General features: G+C 60.0%; 16 protein-coding genes. 13 read left to right on the top strand and 3 right to left on the bottom strand.

Annotated features, from left to right (window positions below):
* Positions 1-45: 45 nt before the first annotated feature.
* On the bottom strand, positions 46-1,251 hold the full coding sequence (gene carA / locus KQ933_RS13255; protein ID WP_216755317.1) for a glutamine-hydrolyzing carbamoyl-phosphate synthase small subunit: 1,206 nt from the start codon (positions 1,249-1,251) through the stop codon (positions 46-48).
* A 272-nt stretch (positions 1,252-1,523) separates the two neighbouring features.
* Here carA and KQ933_RS13250 point away from each other — a divergent pair, with 272 nt between their 5' ends.
* Positions 1,524-1,976 carry a GatB/YqeY domain-containing protein gene (locus KQ933_RS13250; RefSeq protein ID WP_216755316.1) on the top strand — a complete coding sequence of 151 codons (453 nt, stop codon included), beginning with the start codon at positions 1,524-1,526 and terminating at the stop codon, positions 1,974-1,976.
* Here the strand turns inward: KQ933_RS13250 and KQ933_RS13245 are convergent.
* On the bottom strand, positions 1,957-2,853 hold the full coding sequence (locus KQ933_RS13245; protein ID WP_216755315.1) for a hypothetical protein: 897 nt from the start codon (positions 2,851-2,853) through the stop codon (positions 1,957-1,959). The genes KQ933_RS13250 and KQ933_RS13245 overlap by 20 nt on opposite strands.
* 665 nt (positions 2,854-3,518) lie before the next feature.
* On the opposite strand from KQ933_RS13245, the gene dnaG reads away from it, so the two are divergent.
* The 5 genes from dnaG (at position 3,519) to tdh (ending at position 10,420) form a co-directional block, all read left to right on the top strand.
* A complete protein-coding gene (gene dnaG, locus KQ933_RS13240) occupies positions 3,519-5,495 on the top strand; it encodes a DNA primase (RefSeq protein ID WP_216755314.1) in 1,977 nt (658 codons plus the stop codon).
* Positions 5,495-7,360, top strand: a complete 1,866-nt coding sequence (recQ, locus tag KQ933_RS13235; protein WP_216755313.1) for a DNA helicase RecQ — start codon at positions 5,495-5,497, stop codon at positions 7,358-7,360. The genes dnaG and recQ overlap by 1 nt, the downstream gene beginning before the upstream one ends.
* 76 nt (positions 7,361-7,436) lie before the next feature.
* Positions 7,437-7,898: a cupin domain-containing protein gene (locus tag KQ933_RS13230; protein WP_216755312.1), complete on the top strand. Its 462-nt coding sequence runs from the start codon at positions 7,437-7,439 to the stop codon at positions 7,896-7,898.
* Between the two features lie 275 nt (positions 7,899-8,173).
* On the top strand, positions 8,174-9,361 hold the full coding sequence (locus KQ933_RS13225; RefSeq protein WP_216755311.1) for a glycine C-acetyltransferase: 1,188 nt from the start codon (positions 8,174-8,176) through the stop codon (positions 9,359-9,361).
* Positions 9,362-9,382: 21 nt separating this feature from the next.
* Complete coding sequence (gene tdh / locus KQ933_RS13220) at positions 9,383-10,420, top strand: L-threonine 3-dehydrogenase (protein WP_216755310.1); 1,038 nt, start codon at positions 9,383-9,385, stop codon at positions 10,418-10,420.
* Positions 10,421-10,544: 124 nt separating this feature from the next.
* On the opposite strand, the gene KQ933_RS13215 is transcribed toward tdh, so the two are convergent.
* Positions 10,545-11,087 carry a murein L,D-transpeptidase family protein gene (locus tag KQ933_RS13215; RefSeq protein WP_216755309.1) on the bottom strand — a complete coding sequence of 181 codons (543 nt, stop codon included), beginning with the start codon at positions 11,085-11,087 and terminating at the stop codon, positions 10,545-10,547.
* Positions 11,088-11,586: 499 nt separating this feature from the next.
* Between KQ933_RS13215 and rpoD the strand changes: the two genes are divergently transcribed.
* From rpoD to KQ933_RS13180, 7 genes are all read left to right on the top strand, one after another.
* A complete protein-coding gene (gene rpoD, locus KQ933_RS13210) occupies positions 11,587-13,641 on the top strand; it encodes an RNA polymerase sigma factor RpoD (protein ID WP_216755308.1) in 2,055 nt (684 codons plus the stop codon).
* A gap of 219 nt (positions 13,642-13,860) precedes the next feature.
* Positions 13,861-14,154 (top strand): GYD domain-containing protein, encoded by a 294-nt coding sequence (locus KQ933_RS13205; protein ID WP_216755307.1) that lies wholly within the window; start codon positions 13,861-13,863, stop codon positions 14,152-14,154.
* A gap of 107 nt (positions 14,155-14,261) precedes the next feature.
* Positions 14,262-14,990, top strand: coding sequence for a DUF930 domain-containing protein (locus KQ933_RS13200; protein ID WP_216758905.1), 729 nt, complete (start codon positions 14,262-14,264; stop codon positions 14,988-14,990).
* A 34-nt stretch (positions 14,991-15,024) separates the two neighbouring features.
* On the top strand, positions 15,025-16,119 hold the full coding sequence (locus KQ933_RS13195; RefSeq protein ID WP_216755306.1) for a DUF930 domain-containing protein: 1,095 nt from the start codon (positions 15,025-15,027) through the stop codon (positions 16,117-16,119).
* A 104-nt stretch (positions 16,120-16,223) separates the two neighbouring features.
* Positions 16,224-16,385 (top strand): hypothetical protein, encoded by a 162-nt coding sequence (locus KQ933_RS13190; RefSeq protein ID WP_183731361.1) that lies wholly within the window; start codon positions 16,224-16,226, stop codon positions 16,383-16,385.
* A 50-nt stretch (positions 16,386-16,435) separates the two neighbouring features.
* Positions 16,436-17,233 (top strand): APH(3') family aminoglycoside O-phosphotransferase, encoded by a 798-nt coding sequence (locus KQ933_RS13185; RefSeq protein ID WP_216755305.1) that lies wholly within the window; start codon positions 16,436-16,438, stop codon positions 17,231-17,233.
* 120 nt (positions 17,234-17,353) lie between these two features.
* On the top strand, positions 17,354-18,154 hold the full coding sequence (locus KQ933_RS13180; protein WP_216755304.1) for an AraC family transcriptional regulator: 801 nt from the start codon (positions 17,354-17,356) through the stop codon (positions 18,152-18,154).
* The last annotated feature ends 67 nt before the right edge of the window (positions 18,155-18,221 follow it).

The following is an 18,221-nucleotide window of genomic DNA, read 5'->3' as shown; positions in this document are numbered from 1 at the left end:
GAGGAGATCGTGTTTTTGGTCAAAAGCTGGACTGATAGGCCGCCTTCAGCGTTCGGCGAGCGCCGGTTCGCCCTTCTTCTCGCGCACCATGTTGACGAAGCGGCGGAAGAGGTAGTGGCTGTCCTGCGGGCCGGGGGAGGCTTCGGGATGGTGCTGGACGGAGAAGACCGATTTGCCGAGAACGCGCAGGCCGCAATTGGTGCCGTCGAACAGCGAAACGTGAGTCTCCTCAACGCCTTCGGGCAGCGACTTCGTATCGACTGCGAAGCCGTGATTCATGGAGACGATCTCGACCTTGCCGGTCGTGTGGTCCTTCACCGGATGGTTTGCGCCGTGGTGGCCCTGATGCATCTTCTCGGTCTTGGCGCCGAGAGCGAGGCCAAGCATCTGGTGGCCGAGGCAGATGCCGAAGACTGGGATATCGGTGCTGATCAGTTCCTTGATGACGGGCACGGCATATTCGCCTGTCGCGGCCGGATCGCCCGGGCCGTTCGACAGGAAGATACCGTCCGGCTGCAGGGCGAGCACGTCCTCAGCGCTGGTCGTTGCCGGCATGACGGTGACCTTGCAATCGAGACCGGCGAAGAGGCGCAGGATGTTGCGCTTCACACCGTAATCCAGGCAGACGACATGGTACTTGCTGTCGGAAGCGCTGAGTTCGCCGTAGCCGTCGTTCCAGACCCAGGGTGTCTGCGACCACTGCGAGGACTGGCCGGAAGAGGCGATCTTGGCGAGGTCGAGGCCTTCGAGGCCGCTCCAGGCCTTGGCTTCCGCCTTCAGGGCTTCAACGTCGAAATTGCCCTGGGGGTCATGGGCGATGACAGCGTTCGGCGAGCCGTTTTCGCGGATCCAGGCCGTCAGCGCGCGGGTATCGATGCCGCAGAGGCCGATGATGCCACGGGCCTTCAGCCAGGCGTCGAGATCCTTGGCGGCGCGATAGTTCGACGGTTCGGTAATGTCGGCCTTGAAGATCACGCCGACCGCGCCGTGGCGAGCTGCCGGCGTCAGGTCTTCGATATCTTCTTCGTTGGTGCCGATATTGCCGATATGGGGGAAGGTGAAGGTAACGATCTGGCCGAGATAGGAGGGGTCGGTGAGGATTTCCTCGTAACCGGTCAGTGCCGTATTGAAGACCGCTTCGGCCTGGACTTTGCCAGTTGCGCCGATGCCCTTGCCTTCGATGACGGTGCCGTCGGCAAGAACGAGCAGGGCGGTCGGCTTTTCGGTGGTCCAGGGTGCTGTCGCGGTCATCTTCATCCCGTTTCCGGCGGGCTTTTTGCGTTGGGATACGCGAGCCGGCCTTTTGATCTCGCAGGCGCAGGCGCGCGCCTTTGGCCGCGTTTGACGCCTGATCACGAATTTTGGTGCAGGTGGCGGTAGATAGCCACGCTCTTTGTCTAGGTCAATCTTTGTACCGCAGATTGCGGTACTTTTCCTGCTGATATTGGCCGGATTCTCGCAATTTATTTGATCCCATGCATCAGCGTGGTTTATGAAAGCGCCATTTTAAAAGGAGTAGTGACATGCTGCGCGATCAACTCGCCACTGAGCTCAAAGAGGCCATGAAGGCAAAGAAGATGGACCGACTCGGCACCATCCGCCTCATCCAGGCTGCGATCAAGGATCGCGACATCGCCAATCGCGGCGCCGGCAAGGAAGAAGCAGGCGACGATGAAGTGCTGCAGATCCTCGCCAAGATGGTGAAGCAGCGCGATGAGTCGGCGAAGATCTACGAGGACAATGCCCGTCCGGAGCTTGCCGCGAAGGAACGCGCCGAAATCGCCGTCATCCAGGACTTCCTGCCGAAGCAGCTTTCCGACGATGAAGTGCGCGCCAATATCGCCGCCATCATCAAGGACGTGGGCGCCGAAGGCCCGAAGGACATGGGCAAGATCATGGCTGCTCTCAAAGAGCGTTATGCCGGCCAGATGGACTTTGCCAAGGCTTCCGGCACGGTCAAAGAGCTGCTGAAATAAGACGTCTCGCCTGCGGTTGTTCTTCGACCGCAGGCCCCAGCACTTGCTCGGTGGCGGCGTCTATGATGGCGAATTTCGCCGCCTGATAATTCCAGTATTCGAGTACGAAACCGCGCGAGAGCCAGAAATCGCCCTTTCTCGGCGGTTCGGTCCAGCCCACGCTTCCCATATTCGCCGCCTGCGTGAGCAAGCGCTTCAGGTGCGTGTTGGAGATCATGAACTGGTCGCGGATCTCGCGCAGCGACAGCGGGCCGACGACGACGTAGTCGGCAGAACGCGGAAAGCCCGGCAGGCGCGAAATCAGATAGTCCATCACAAGGCCGCCGGAATTAGCCCAGTTGAAGAGATTGAAGGTGGCGCCGGGATCGCGGACAGCTTCGGTCTCGATGATCTTTTTGGCAATGAGCGGCTGGAGGCGGGCGATCAATGTGGGATCGGCCGTCAGATTTTCCGCGCGGCCACCACCATCGAGGTTATCCAGAATCATCAGGTGCGCGACCAGCCATTTGGTGAAATGCTGTTCAGCCGTTTCCGTCGGTTCGAGAAAGCGGGTGCGCCTGTCTTCGCCCGGAGCGGACCGCAAGAACCGATAGACCAACATTTCCTGCACGAAGGCGGCTGCGGTGTTGCGGCTGGCGATCTTGTTCTGGACGGCGAAATCGATGAACCGGCCAGAATAAAGGCCGCGCTTCTCATCGCCTGGATAGCCGTAATAGAGAGCGAAGCCCGCATGCGCCATCAGCCAGCGCTGTTGTGCGGCGAATATTGATGCAATACGCGGGCTATCGCGGTAAATTGCGAGCATTTGATTGGCACAATGAAGAATTGCAGCAAGAAAATTATCGTCAGCTGCAAGTTTTTCTGCGGTGTGGGCCATAGCGCTGTCCAGGAGTTTTGCGCATTCATCTGCCACGCCTATTGGAAGTGTCAATGCTTTTGTATTTCAGGGGTTAATTGGTAAGGTAAAGCTCAATAAAAGCTGCAGCGCATAAGCCCAAAAATAAGAAGGCAGGAGCTGGGGGCGCTCCTGCCTTCTTGCTCTTTGCTTCCGTCAGCGACGCAGGGTTGAAACCCAAGCCGGCGGGTATTTGCAAAGGCACCCTTGCGAGGCGGCGCCGGGGGTAGGGATGGTGCCTCGCTTGGGGATCGCTTTGTTGAGATCGAACTTATGGCCAGGCCCCGGCTTATTCAAATTACAAAAATATAATAATCTCGGATTCGGCCTGCCGGGCTGCAAATATGGAGGCGCGCGGCGTTCCTCCGAGCGGAAGGTGCAAACTGGTCGAATCTTTATAACAAATTGTTTTTACTTGCTCTTTCTAAAGAGCGATTTTCGCGGAGTGGATAATGCCGGTGTCTCGAAAGTTGAGATATGTCAAAAATGTCGCACCCTCTACCAGGGCCCCGATAACGCTTTGTTGAGTGGCGTTTGCCGAGATTTTTGACAGGGTTTCCGGCCCTGTGAAAAGCGGGATTTAAGGCAGAAGTTTCGTGGCGCAGCATGGCAAAGCTGCTTATATGGAGGTTCTGCAAGAGGTAGAGATGCGCTTTTCACCCACCTTCCTGGACGATATCCGCGACCGCGTTCCCATATCGAACGTGATTGCGCGGCGCGTGAGCTGGGACAAGCGCAAGACCAACGTATCGCGCGGCGACTATTGGGCCTGCTGCCCCTTCCATGGCGAGAAGTCGCCGAGCTTCCATTGCGAGGACCGCAAGGGTCGTTACCATTGCTTCGGCTGCGGCGTGACCGGCGATCATTTCCGCTTTCTGACCGAGCTTGAGGGCCTGAGCTTTCCCGAAGCCGTTCAGACGATCGCAGACATGGCTGGCGTGCCGATGCCGGTTGTCGATCCGCAAATGGAAAAGCGGGAGAAGGAGCGCACTTCGCTTCTCGACGTCATGGAAATGGCGACGCAGTTCTTTCAGGATCAGTTGCAGACGGCCAATGGCGCCAGGGCGCGCGCCTATCTGCGCGACCGCGGGCTGACGGGCCGCACGATCGAGACCTTCAGGCTCGGGTTTGCACCCGACAGCCGCAATGCGCTGAAAGAATTTTTGGCCGGCAAGGGTGTCAGCAAGGAGCAGATCGAGGCGTGCGGCCTGGTGGTGCATGAAAACGTGCCGGTCTCCTATGACCGGTTCCGGGACCGCATCATGTTCCCGATCCTCTCTTCTCGCGAGAAGGTCATCGCCTTCGGCGGACGCGCCATGTCGCCGGATGCGCCGGCGAAATATCTCAATTCCAACGAGACGGAGCTCTTCCACAAGGGCAGTGTGCTTTACAATTTCGCCCGTGCGCGCCGCTCAATGCAGGGCACGAACGGCGAGGGCACGATCATCGCTGTCGAAGGCTATATGGACGTCATCGCGCTGCATCAGGCCGGCGTCGAAAATGCTGTCGCACCACTCGGCACGGCATTGACCGAAAACCAGCTTGATCTGCTCTGGAAGATGACATCGCAGCCGGTGCTCTGCTTCGATGGTGACAGTGCCGGCATCCGCGCTGCCAATCGCGCCGCCGATCTTGCACTGCCGCATCTGAAGCCGGGGCGTAGCGTGCGTTTCGCGCTGCTGCCTGATGGCAAGGATCCCGACGACCTCGTGAAGCACGAGGGCAGGGCGCCCTTCGACAAGGTCATGGCGCAGGCAAAGCCGCTTTCGGAAATGCTGTGGGATCGGGAGGCGCGGAGCGGCAAGTTCGACACGCCGGAAGCGCGCGCCGAACTGGAAGCGCGGCTGAGACAGCTCGTGGCCGTCATTGCCGACGAAAATGTACGCCGCCATTACCAGCAGGATATGCGCGATCGCCTGAACAGCTTCTTCCAGCCACAGTTCCAGAACCGCGGCGGTGGCGAGCGGCGCAATTTTGGTGGTAGCAATTTTCGAGGCCAGAAGGGTGGCGCTCCCGCGGGACCTCGAACCCCGGTCGCAGCGTCGGATCGTCTGGCTCGCTCGGGTCTCGTGCGCGGCCATCAGGACAATGCGGCGCTCAGGGAATGCGTGCTGGCCCTGACGGTTATCAATCATCCTGCCTTGATGCTTGACGATTACGATGAGATTGCCGCAGTCGATTACGACAATCGCGAGTTGCAGAAACTCTGGGCGGCGATGCTGGGGGCGGCGGCAGTCGTTGCCGGGCCGCATCTGACGCGTGATTATCTGATGGAATGCCTCGACGTCGCGGGTTTCGGCCCGCTCCTGAAAAACCTCGATCAGCAGGTGCGCAACGCCCGGCTCTGGACGGCGACCGAGGCGGCGGCGATGGAGGACGCCCGCGAGGGCTATCGTCAAGCGCTTGCCTTCCACAAGCGCGCCAAGGATCTGCGCTGGCAGAAGATCGAGCTGGAGCGCGATATCGCGCAGGCGACGGAGGCCGGCGATGATTCCGAGATTGACCGGTTGATGCGCGCGTCCCAGGAAGTGCATTTCGAGGCGCTGCGGCTTGAGAACCAGGAAGCCATCATCGACGGCTTCGGTGTGCTCTCCGGCCGCGTCAAGGGCGCTGCGAGCCACTGATGCCGCAGACCGAACGCGACGAACCGCTATTCTCCGCCTCCGATGCCCTGTTTGCAGGCACGGCGCAGCCGCTCGACGTGCTGAAGCGCGTCTATGGCTATTCCGCCTTTCGCGGCAGGCAGCAGGAAGTGGTCGAGCATGTCGTCGCCGGCGGCGATGCCGTCGTGCTCTTCCCGACCGGGGCCGGCAAGTCGCTCTGCTTCCAGATCCCGGCCCTTTGCCGCCAGGGTCTCGGCATCGTCGTCTCGCCGCTGATTGCGCTGATGCGTGATCAGGTCGAGGCGATGAAACAGCTCGGCATTCGTGCCGCAGCGCTCAATTCCTCGATATCGCGCGAGGAATATGTCGCAATCCGCCGCGGCATTTCCTCCGGCGATCTCGACCTGCTCTATGTCACCCCGGAGCGTATCCTGATGGATGGTTTCCGCGAGTTGATCGGCAATGCGAAGATCGCGCTGTTCGCGATCGACGAAGCGCATTGCGTCTCGCAGTGGGGCCATGATTTCCGGCCGGAATATCGCGAACTCGGCAAGCTCACCGAGCAATATCCCGACGTGCCGCGCATCGCGCTGACGGCTACCGCCGATCCGCACACGCGGGAAGACATTATCGAGCGGCTGATGCTCGATAATGCCGCTGTTTTCACGACGAGCTTCGACCGGCCGAATATTTCCTATGAGATCGTCGAACGAGATCAGCCGCGCCAGCAACTCCTGCGCTTTCTCTCCGGCCACAAGGGCAACAGCGGCATCGTCTATTGCCTGTCGCGCGCCAAGGTGGAGGAAACGGCGGACTGGCTGAACACGCAGGGCATCCGGGCGCTGCCCTATCACGCCGGCATGGACCGGGCGCTGCGTGACGCCAACCAGGATGCCTTCCTGAAGGAAGAAGAACTCTGCCTTGTTGCGACTGTCGCCTTCGGTATGGGCATCGATAAGCCGAATGTGCGCTATGTCGCCCATCTCGATCTGCCGGGCTCGGTCGAGGCCTATTATCAGGAGACAGGCCGCGCGGGACGTGACGGCCTGCCGTCCGAGGTATGGATGGCTTACGGCATGGCCGATGTCATCCAGCGCCGGCGGATGATCGATGAGGGCAATGCGGCCGACGAGATCAAGCGTATCGAGCGCGGCAAGCTGAATGCGCTGCTGGCGATCTGCGAGACGGCATCCTGCCGGAGGCAGGCGATCCTGGCGCATTTTGGCGAAGCACACGGGGGCAAGTGCGGCGGCTGCGATACCTGCCTGAAGCCGGTCGAGACCTGGGATGGAACGGAGGCGGCGATCAAGGCGTTGGCGGCAGTCTATCGCACCGGCGAACGTTTTGGCGCCGGCCATGTCATCGACGTGCTCGTCGGTAATGTCAACGAGAAGACCGAGCGCTTCCGCCATGTCGATATGCCCGTCTTCGGCGCCGGCAAGGATATTGCTGTTCGGACATGGCAATCGGTCTATCGCCAGCTTATGGCGATGGGGCTGATCCGTGTCGATCACGAGGCTTTCGGAGCTCTGAAGCTGGAGCCGGAGGCGCGCGCCGTCTTCAAGCGCGAGCGCGAGGTCTTCTTCCGCAAGGATCGCGCGCCCTCCGAACGCCGGGCGAAAAAGACCGAGCGCGCGGAGCGCAGGACCGGACTTTCGGGTGCGGACGGCGCGCTCTTCGAAGCGCTCAGGGCCGAGCGAATGTCGATTGCCAAGTCGCTTGGCGTACCGCCCTATGTCGTCTTCCCGGATACGACGCTGATCGCCTTCGCCACCGAGCGGCCGCGCAGCCGCAGGGAACTGCTCGGCATTTCCGGCGTCGGCCAGTCGAAGCTCGAACGTTACGGCGACGCTTTCCTCGATATCATCCTCTCGCACGACGAATAGTGCGGTTGCACATGCCTTGCGCTGCAATCGGCAAAGATTTCTGCTAGGCTTCCTGCAGAGTTTTGGGGGAACTTCAATGGCACAGTTCAACAGAGCAGTGGCGTCATTGCCCGGACGTGAGCGGATTGCGAGGCATCCGCATGGCGGGCAGGTCTTCATTCATGCAACGGCGGAGGAAACGGCCGGCGCTTACGGCATCTGGGAAACCTTCTCGGCGCCGGGAACCGGTCCGTCGCGGCACATGCATACGCGCGAGACGGAGGTCTTTCGTGTCATCGAAGGAAACTACCGCTTCTGGTGCGGAAACGAGATGATCGAGGCGCCAGTCGGATCCGTCGTCGTCTTGCCGCCGAACGTGCCGCATCATTGGCGCAATGTCGCAGACACAATGGGCCGGATGATGGGCTTCGTCACGCCCGGCGGGTTCGAGCATTTCTTCTTGGAGCTTGAACGGGCGGACGCCAGGACGCCCGAAGTGATCCTGCCGATCCAGGAGCGTTTCGGCCTCGTGGAGATCGGCGATGGTCCTGATCCTTAAGATATCAGATGCATAGAGGGCGATCAGGCGAGATCGAAATCTCCTTGAGAGATAGGTCTTCAGCAAATGCCTCGACGTGTCTTCCGGCCGGCCGGCGTCTTTGTCGTGCGCGCCCCTGAATGGCTTCGAAGCGGACAAGGGGCGAAATATGCATAACGGGGTTGCCCGCAGCGAATTGCCTGCAAAAAAATCGTACGGGATCAGCGACATCAGCACTCGCTTTGTGCTAATGGCAGCCCCCATCTGAGGACGTTTTTGGGATAAGGGCGTTTACAATGACAAAAGCATTTCTCTCCCACCTGCAGTCGGAGCTTGCCTCGCTCAGGGATGCCGGCCTCTACAAGTCCGAACGCGTCATCACATCGAAGCAGGCAGGTGAAATTGCCATTGCCTCTGGTGAGCGCGTGCTGAATTTCTGCGCCAACAACTACCTGGGCCTCGCCGATAACGAGGAACTGGCGGAAGCCGGCAAGAAGGCGCTCGACCGCTATGGCTACGGCATGGCGTCCGTGCGCTTCATCTGCGGCACGCAGGAAGAGCACAAGCAGCTTGAAGCACGCATCTCTTCCTTCCTCGGCATGGAAGATACGATCCTCTATTCCTCCTGCTTCGATGCCAATGGCGGTTTGTTCGAGACGCTGCTCGGCGAAGAGGATGCAATCATTTCCGATGCGCTCAACCATGCCTCGATCATCGACGGCGTACGCCTCTCCAAGGCCAAGCGCTTCCGTTACGCCAACAACGACATGGCGGCGCTGGAAGAGGAGCTGAAAAAGGCCGAAGGCAGCCGCTTCAAGCTGATCGCAACCGATGGCGTCTTCTCCATGGACGGCATCATCGCCAATCTCCAAGGTGTCTGCGATCTCGCCGAAAAATACGGCGCGATGGTCATGGTGGACGACAGCCATGCCGTTGGCTTCGTCGGTAAGCATGGCCGCGGCTCGCCGGAATATTGCGGGGTCGAAGGCCGGGTCGATATCATCACCGGCACCCTCGGCAAGGCGCTTGGCGGCGCATCCGGCGGTTATACGTCGGCAAGGGCTGAAATCGTCGAGTGGCTGCGGCAGCGTTCACGTCCCTATCTCTTCTCCAACACGCTGGCGCCGGTCATTGCGGCTGCCTCGCTGAAGGTTTTCGACCTCATCGACAACGGCGATGCGCTGCGCGAGCGGCTGTCGGCCAATGCGGCGCTGTTTCGCACCGAAATGACCAAGCTCGGCTTCACGCTTGCCGGCGAGGGGCATCCGATCATCCCGGTCATGTTGGGAGACGCGAAGCTCGCGCAGGATATGGCCGCACTGATGCTGAAGAAGGGCGTCTATGTGATCGGCTTCTCCTTCCCCGTCGTGCCAAAGGGGCAGGCGCGTATCCGAACGCAGATGTCGGCTGCGCATTCGAAGGCGGATGTCGAGCGGGCGATATCAGCCTTTGCCGAAGCCGGCCGCGAACTCGGCACTATCTGAGAGCCTTGAGGAGAAAAGATCATGTCCAACATGATGAAAGCACTGGTCAAGGCGAAGCCCGAAGTTGGCCTCTGGATGGAGCATGTGCCGGTGCCGGACGTCGGCCCGAATGACGTGCTGATCCGTGTGAAGAAATCGGCGATCTGCGGTACCGACGTGCATATCTGGAACTGGGACCAGTGGGCACAGAAGACCATTCCGGTGCCGATGGTCGTCGGCCATGAGTTCTGCGGCGAGATTGCCCAGATCGGCTCGGCCGTCACCAAATATAATGTCGGCGAACGTGTCTCCGGCGAGGGGCATATCGTCTGCGGCAAATGCCGCAACTGCCGCGCGGGCAGGGGGCATCTCTGCCGCAACACGCTCGGCGTTGGCGTTAATCGGCCGGGCTCCTTCGGGGAGTTCGTCTGCATACCCGAAGCCAATGTGGTGCCGATCCCAGACGATATTCCGGATGAAATCGCGGCGATCTTCGATCCGTTCGGCAATGCCGTTCACACCGCGCTTTCCTTCGATCTCGTCGGCGAAGACGTGCTGGTCACCGGTGCAGGACCGATCGGCATCATGGGGGCGCTCGTTGCCAAGCGCTCCGGCGCGCGCAAGGTCGTCATTACCGACATCAATCCGAACCGGCTCGATCTCGCGCGCAAGCTTGGCATCGATTATGTCGTGGATGCATCCAAGGAAAACCTTGCCGATGTGATGAAGGCGATCGGCATGACTGAGGGCTTCGACGTCGGCCTGGAAATGTCGGGCGCAGCACCCGCCTTTCGCGACATGATCGACAAGATGAACAATGGCGGCAAGATCGCCATCCTCGGCATTGCGCCCGCCGGTTTCGAGATCGACTGGAACAAGGTGATCTTCAAGATGCTGAACCTCAAGGGCATCTATGGTCGCGAGATGTTCGAGACCTGGTACAAGATGATCGCTTTCGTGCAGGGCGGTCTGGATCTCTCGCCTGTCATCACTCATCGCATCAAGATCGACGAATTCCGCGATGGATTCGAGGCAATGCGCTCGGGCAATTCCGGCAAGGTCGTGATGGACTGGATGTGAGGAGGACGAAGCGACAGCGCAACGGCATGGAGATGGCATCCGTCAATCTGCGCTGTATTACGGCGCTCGATCTGTCGGCCCTGACGGTGAACGCCTATGACGAGCTGTCACGCTAGGCGGTGGTTTAGGGCACGATCTCTATCGGCGTATGATCGGGGACGCGTGCCCAGATATCGCGCATCTCCTGGTCAGTGACGGCAATGCAGCCATCCGTCCAATCCCAAAGCAGGTGCATGGTCTGAAGGAAGCCCCAGCCATTGGGAAGGCCGTGGATCATGATATCGCCGCCGGGAGGATATCCCTTCAATTCGGCGTTCTGCCGATCGGCCGGATTGGGGTAGGAGATATGCAGACTGAGATGCGCCATGGACCGGGGATTTCGCCAGTCAATCTCATAGCGGCCTTCCGGTGTCTTCTCGTCGCCTTCTCGCTGCTTTGGGCCCTCATCGGCAGCGCTTCCAAGAGAAATCCGATATGTCGAAAGAGGCGTCTCGTCTCGGAGGAGAACCATACGGCGCTCGGATTTATAAACGCGAATGAGGTCGGCTCGTTGCTCCAGAGGCGCATTCGCAGGCGTTGAACCCGAGCCGATCCTCGCCATCACTTTCGTATAAGCGAAAACGCTGACGGCGATGGCGGCCAGAAGGATCACCCTGTTTCTCGTCATGATCCTTGCCACCGAGATTCCCCATAATCGCGTACAGCTTGTTTTCACAACTCATGTTGGCGATTTGCGAAGAATCTATGGCGTGCGGTTGGAGCGATACGCGGCTATTCCAGTGTTTGTACAAAAGCCCTTGTCTTTTCCCGGTGACATACTAGATAAGCTTCGCAATCGCTGGCGCGGTTCAAAGCCTGTGGATAAGGCTTTTTCCGGGTTTTCGGTGGCTTTTTTTGTGGAAAAGCTTGACGAGAACAAATTTTGTGGGAATCACCGTTCCACTTGAGCGGTGAACTGGGTCAAGGCGGATCGCACAACCATGGCCGGAAATCCAATGGCAATTGAATTTTGCTGTCCGATGCCGGCAATCGTGGTTAATCAGGCTTTAAATGTCATCCCGTTAGGTGGGTATAGGTGATTCGAGGCCGGTGCGCACGCGCTCTGGGCCACGAGACTGCCATTCACTACAGCGAGTATGAATAGCGTCAGGAAGGCGACGATATAAATGGCAACGAAGGTCAAAGAGAACGAAGAAGCGGAAGTCGAACGCGACGGCGCAAGCGACGGCCCTCTTCTCGATCTTTCCGATGACGCGGTCAAGAAGATGATCAAGGCCGCCAAGAAGCGCGGCTATGTGACGATGGACGAGCTCAACGCCGTCCTGCCTTCCGAAGAAGTGACGTCCGAACAGATCGAAGACACGATGTCGATGCTGTCGGACATGGGCATCAACGTCATCGAGGATGAGGAAGCCGAGGAAGCCGGCGCTTCCGGCGGCGACGACGACGACAGCTCTGATAACGATGACAGCGAGGGCGGCGAACTTGCGCCTTCCGGCGGCACCGCGCTTGCGACCGCCAAGAAGAAAGAGCCGACCGACCGTACCGACGACCCGGTGCGCATGTATCTGCGCGAGATGGGGTCCGTCGAGCTTCTGTCGCGCGAAGGCGAAATCGCCATCGCAAAGCGCATCGAGGCCGGCCGCGAAACGATGATCGCAGGTCTCTGTGAGAGCCCGCTGACGTTCCAGGCGCTGATCATCTGGCGCGACGAACTCAACGAAGGCACCACGCTCCTGCGCGAGATCATCGATCTCGAAACGACCTATTCCGGTCCGGAAGCCAAGGCTGCGCCGCAGTTCCAGAGTCCTGAGAAGATCGAGGCTGACCGCAAGGCTGCCGAAGAGAAGGAAAGGACCCGGCGTTCGCGCTCCGGTGACGACGACATTACCGATGTCGGCGGCGAAGGCATGCCTCCGGAAGAGGAAGAAGAGGACGAGGACGAATCGAACCTCTCTCTGGCGGCGATGGAAGCAGAGCTTCGCCCGCAGGTCATGGAAACGCTCGACATCATCGCCGAGACCTACAAGAAGCTGCGTAAGCTGCAGGACCAGCAGGTCGAGCAGCGCTTAGCTGCCACCGGCACGCTGTCTTCCGCCCAGGAGCGCCGCTACAAGGAGCTCAAGGACGAACTGATCAAGGCCGTGAAGTCGCTGTCGCTCAACCAGAACCGCATCGATGCGCTGGTCGAGCAGCTTTACGACATCAACAAGCGCCTTGTGCAGAACGAAGGCCGCCTGCTGCGGCTGGCCGAATCCTACGGCGTCAAGCGCGACTCGTTCCTGGAACAATATCAGGGCGCCGAGCTCGATCCGAACTGGATGAAGTCGATCGGCAATCTGGCCGCCCGCGGCTGGAAGGAATTCGCCAAGAGCGAGAACACGACGATCCGCGACATCCGCCAGGAGATCCAGAATCTCGCAACGGAAACCGGCATCTCGATTTCGGAATTCCGCCGCATCGTGCACATGGTGCAGAAGGGCGAGCGCGAAGCGCGCATCGCCAAGAAGGAAATGGTCGAAGCGAACCTTCGCCTCGTCATCTCCATCGCCAAGAAGTACACGAACCGCGGCCTGCAGTTCCTCGACCTCATTCAGGAAGGCAATATCGGCCTGATGAAGGCGGTCGACAAGTTCGAATACCGCCGTGGCTACAAGTTCTCGACCTATGCGACATGGTGGATCCGTCAGGCGATCACCCGCTCGATCGCCGACCAGGCCCGTACGATCCGTATTCCGGTGCATATGATCGAAACGATCAACAAGATCGTCCGCACTTCGCGCCAGATGCTGCATGAAATCGGCCGTGAGCCGACGCCGGAAGAACTGGCCGAAAAGCTCGCCATGCCGCTCGAAAAGGTCCGCAAGGTCCTGAAGATCGCCAAGGAGCCGATCTCGCTCGAAACCCCTGTGGGCGACGAAGAGGATTCGCATCTCGGTGATTTCATCGAGGACAAGAACGCACTGCTGCCGATCGACGCCGCCATCCAGGCGAACCTGCGCGAGACGACGACTCGCGTTCTGGCATCGCTGACGCCGCGCGAAGAGCGCGTGCTGCGCATGCGCTTCGGCATCGGCATGAACACCGACCATACGCTCGAAGAAGTCGGCCAGCAGTTCTCGGTCACCCGCGAACGTATCCGCCAGATCGAGGCGAAGGCGCTGCGCAAGCTCAAGCATCCGAGCCGCTCTCGCAAGCTGCGCTCGTTCCTCGACAGCTAAAGAGTCGACGAGGATTGAAATCAGAACCCGGTTAGCCTCGCTGGCCGGGTTTTTCCTTGCAGGAGAGGTATGAGCGGATTAGCCCGATTGATGGTTCTCGCGCTGCTTGTCCCCATATGGTGACGGGCCTATAATTCCGGTTGCGGGGGAAGAGAGCGGTCGCGGCGTGCGAGCGGTATCATGTGCCGCGTGACCATGGCCTCCGCCAGGAGGTGCAGCATGACCACCTACATTCTGCTGATAAACTGGACCGATCAGGGCATCCGGAACGCGAAGGACTCTCCCAAGCGGCTGGATGCGGCAAGGAACCTGCTTGGCAGCATGGGCGGTTCCTTCGACAAGTTTTATCTCACCATGGGCGAGTACGACATGGTTGCCGTCTGCGAGGCGCCTGATGACCGCGTGATGGCGCGCTTCACGTTGTCCCTTGCTGCGGGCGGCAATGTGCGCACGAAAACCTTGAAAGCGTTTCCGGAAGTGCATTATCGCGACATCATCGCGTCGCTCACATAGATCAGGATGGCGATAACTGGTGATGAGCCAGATGCGGCGTTGCGGTTGTCCCGCGGCGCTGGCAGTGTCGCTGCGCCTTGAACCCAGAGCATGGATTTGCCTTGCCGATGGAACATGCCGGCCTGTTGCAGAGAGTGAAGTTCGATCCGGCCTTGCCGGTGTCGCTCGTGCTGCATCTGGGCATCGGCTTGCTCCTGCTCGCTTTCCTGCCTGAGGTGGAGCCTGTCAGGCCGCCGCTGGAAGACAGCATCGACGTTGAAGTCGTGACACCGCCCGCAATCGCCACTCCAATTCCGCCGCCTGCCGTTCGGCAACCGCCGGACAGAGAGAATTCGGCGGCGGAAGAGGCGGCGCCCGCAGCACCTGAGACAGCGTCGAGAGAAATAGCTCCTTCCTTGCCGGCATTGCCGAAGCCGGTCATATCCGGCCCGCCGGAGTTGACGCAGGCAAAAGTGCTCTTTTCGGGGAAGACGCTGGCCAGTCCGCGCAGCCGGAAAGCGCGTGAGATGCTCGCTACATTATCGGGCGGCGAGCGCAATCTGCAGCTCTGCAATCTCGAAGCCTTGGAACAGGTCAGCCGTTCCCGGCCTGGCTCTGCGCCGGATCTCGTTGCGCCCTATGCCATGAAGCCGGAGAAGGTGAGGGGCGCCAGCGTCGAGGTCGAGGGTGGGGCTTTCCGGAGCAAGGGCAATTGGTTCAATATCTGGTTCCGTTGTGAAGTCGATCCCACTGGCAAGGCGGTCGTGGCCTTTGCCTTTGCGATCGGCGAGGCCATTCCGAGGGATGAGTGGCAGGAGCGCAATCTGGTCGCCGAGGATGGCGAAGCCGACCAATGAGCTTTGGGCCTGATGATCACGAGGTTTTTTTGATTTGTGGCTTGATGCTGCCGGTTTTAGAGGCCACATCGCTGCTGTGACAGAAGAAGACGTCGAACCGGCAGATACCGACCACGAGAAGGAGCACGAGGAGCCTCGCGTTCGCTGGGGTGTTGTCGCGTCTGTGCTCCTGCATGTGCCGATCGTCGCGCTCCTCATATTCGGTTTGCCTGATATCCAGCCGAAGCCCGCCGAAGACGAGAGCGTGAAGGTGGAGCTCGTCCCTCCGCCGGAAGAGAAGAAGCCGGAGGAAAAGCCGAAAGAGGAAGAGAAGCCGAAGGAACAGGCGAGGGCGAAACAGCCACCGCCACCACCACCGCCACAATCACCTCCACCTGCCGCAGAGACGGCAGAAAAAACGAGGCAGACGCCTATGCCGCCTATGCGTCTTGTCACAGAATTTGGCGACAAGAACAGCGGTCCAAAAAAAACGTTGGCGGGCAATTCGTCTGAAGGCGAAGCAAAGCCGGCGACGACGCCGCCAAAGCGCGATGTTGAGCCGCAGAAAATGCCCACAGAGGCCGCCGCCGAGAGACCAAAAACTGAGACGCCTCCATCAAGGCCCGTTCCAGATGATGTGAAGCTTCCGGAAGTTGCGGCCGCTGATGCTTCTCCGGAGCCAAATGGGCCGCCAGCAGATGTGTCGGGTGAAGCCAAGACCAGTCTCGAGCAAACCAAGGCGCCGGCGCAGAGAACTCCTGAAAAGCCAAAAGAGGTGGCGAAGAACAATGATCTGGCGAATGCCAAGACGCTGTTTTCTTCCACTGAGGACGGAGCCTTCCTTGCGCAGTCCGCAATCGACGGTCTCCCACGCAGCAAAAGGGTGGCCGTTCTTTGCGCCAGTGAGCTTCGCGCCCAACTCGCTTACGGTTCTCCGAGTTATCAGCCCTATGCACTGCCCCAGTACGGGTTGCCAGCAGGAACCCTGTTGAATATTGACGATGCAGCTTTTGGTACGGCCAAGGGTTGGTACCATGTTCGTTTCCGTTGTGAGGTGGATGTGGATGCCACGAAGGTGGTTTCGTTTGCCCACGAAGTGGGCGGCTTGATCCCCCGTAACCAGTATGGAAAATACGATATTCGCGAATAGTCGTCGGCACCTTGGCCGCTCCATTCGCAACAAGCCACGCGCAAGGAACCATCTCTATCGTTTTCCCATGCCCGTTATGGTACGGTAGCGAAGGGACAAATGATATGTCGAACGAGATCGAGCACTTCTTCGAGCGTCAGGAAGAAGCTGTCAGCCTGATGTTTCTGGAACACAAGGCAGACGAGCTGACCGACATTCTGGTCGCGGCCCTGGAAGAGGCTTTCGAAATTCTCCTGGAAAGCGCGCCGGCCGAAACCTTCCACTAAGGCGCTAGCACCGGCTCTCCGGCAGAGCTTCTTTCCATTACAGGATCGTCATGGTCGTTCCGCTTCAAGAGGATGGCAGGCTTCCGGTTTCGCTTCGGAGCCATCTTGGCGGCTATGAATGGCGGCGGGATGCTCTCGGCCGTTCCTCGGCATGTGTTTTCCGCCTGGAAGCCGAAAGGCGTCCCGGGCTTTACCTGAAGGTCGAGGAGGCGGGTCCGTTTTGCGAGCTTGCCGACGAGGCCGAGAGGCTCGTCTGGCTTGCGAGCCGCGGCCTTCCATGCCCCGAGGTCATCGCTCACGAGAGCGATGGCGAACGCAGCTTCCTCTTGATGACGGCGTTGCCGGGCGCCGATCTCGTGACGGCTGCAATGCTGTTGCCGGAAGAGCGCGTCGAAGTCCTCGCCTCCGCGCTCAGCATACTCCACAGCCTCGATATCAGCGCCTGTCCGTTCGATCATCGTCTGAACAATCGCCTTGCTGCCGCCGAGGCGCGTATGCGGGCGGGCGTCGTCGATGAGACGGATTTCGACGAGAAGCGGCTCGGCAAAAGCGCCTTCTTCCTGTTCGGCGAATTGCAGCGATTGCGGCCGGCAAGCGAGAATCTCGTCATTGCGCATGGCGATGCCTGCCTGCCGAACTTCTTGACCGCAGATGGACGGTTTGCCGGTTATATCGATTGCTGCCGCCTTGGCGTTGCCGACCGCTATCAGGATATCGCGCTTGCCTGCCACAGCATCGCCTATAATTTCGGCGAGGAATTCGTGCGGCTGTTTCTCAATGCCTACGGCCTGTCGATCATCGATCCCGTGAAGATGGATTACTATCAGCTTCTCGACGAGTTCTTTTAAAGCGATTCCAGCAAAAGTGTGCAGCGGTTTTCCGTCCGGAATTGCGCGAAAACAAATGCTCTCGCAGCCGCTTGCCCGGTCCGCTGTCGGCTGGCAAAGTCGGCTGCGAAGGAGATCGCCATGGCAGCCAGCCAGTTCAGGATGCTGAACTCGTCCGTGCCGGGCCTGGAGGCCGTGGTCGCGACGACGAGCCATCGGTTCGCGCGCCATACGCATGAGCAGTTCGGCATCGGCCTGCTCTTCTCAGGTGCGCAGAAATCGCTGAGTGGGCGCGGCATGGTCGAGGCGGAAGCCGGCGATCTCATCACCGTCAATCCGAATGAGGTGCATGACGGCGCGCCGATCGGCGAGGCGCGCTCCTGGAGCATTCTCTACTTCGATCCCGCCGTCATGGATGGTCTTGCGCGCGAGGTAGCAGGGGGCGGGGTTCGCCGCTCGGAGATTCCGCGCCCCGTCATTCACGACAGACCGCTCGCCGACCGGTTCCGCGCGCTGTTTTCTGCCGTCACCGGCAATGAGGAGCGGCTGCGCTGCGAGGAACTGCTGCTGTCAGTCATTGCCGATGCGATGCGCGAAACAGTGATGGGGGACGTGCCGGAGAGGGCGCCGCATTCCATTGCCCATGCCCGCAGTTTGATCGACGATGATCCGTCCGCGGAAATTTCACTCGCCGATCTGGCGCGCGAAAGCGGGCTCAGCCGGTTTCAGGTGCTGCGCGCCTTTGCAAGGGCGACGGGTTTTACGCCGCATGCCTATCTTGTTCAGGCGCGTGTGCATCTTGCCCGCCGGCTGATCGCCCGCGGCGCGCCACTGGCGGAGGCTGCCGCCGAAAGCGGCTTTGCCGACCAGAGTCATATGACGCGCGCCTTCGTCTCGCGCTACGGCCTGACGCCCGGCGCCTATGTGCGCGGTCGTTCCTGAGCGCTTGCAATTTCGTTCAAGACGTCATGCCTTTTAGCCTGTTTCCTTCTGCCGTCTCGAAAGGAGC

It is taken from the genome of Rhizobium sp. WYJ-E13, from assembly GCF_018987265.1.
In the GTDB taxonomy this organism is placed as follows: Bacteria; Pseudomonadota; Alphaproteobacteria; order Rhizobiales; family Rhizobiaceae; genus Rhizobium.
This window is presented reverse-complemented; position numbering and strand designations above follow the sequence as displayed.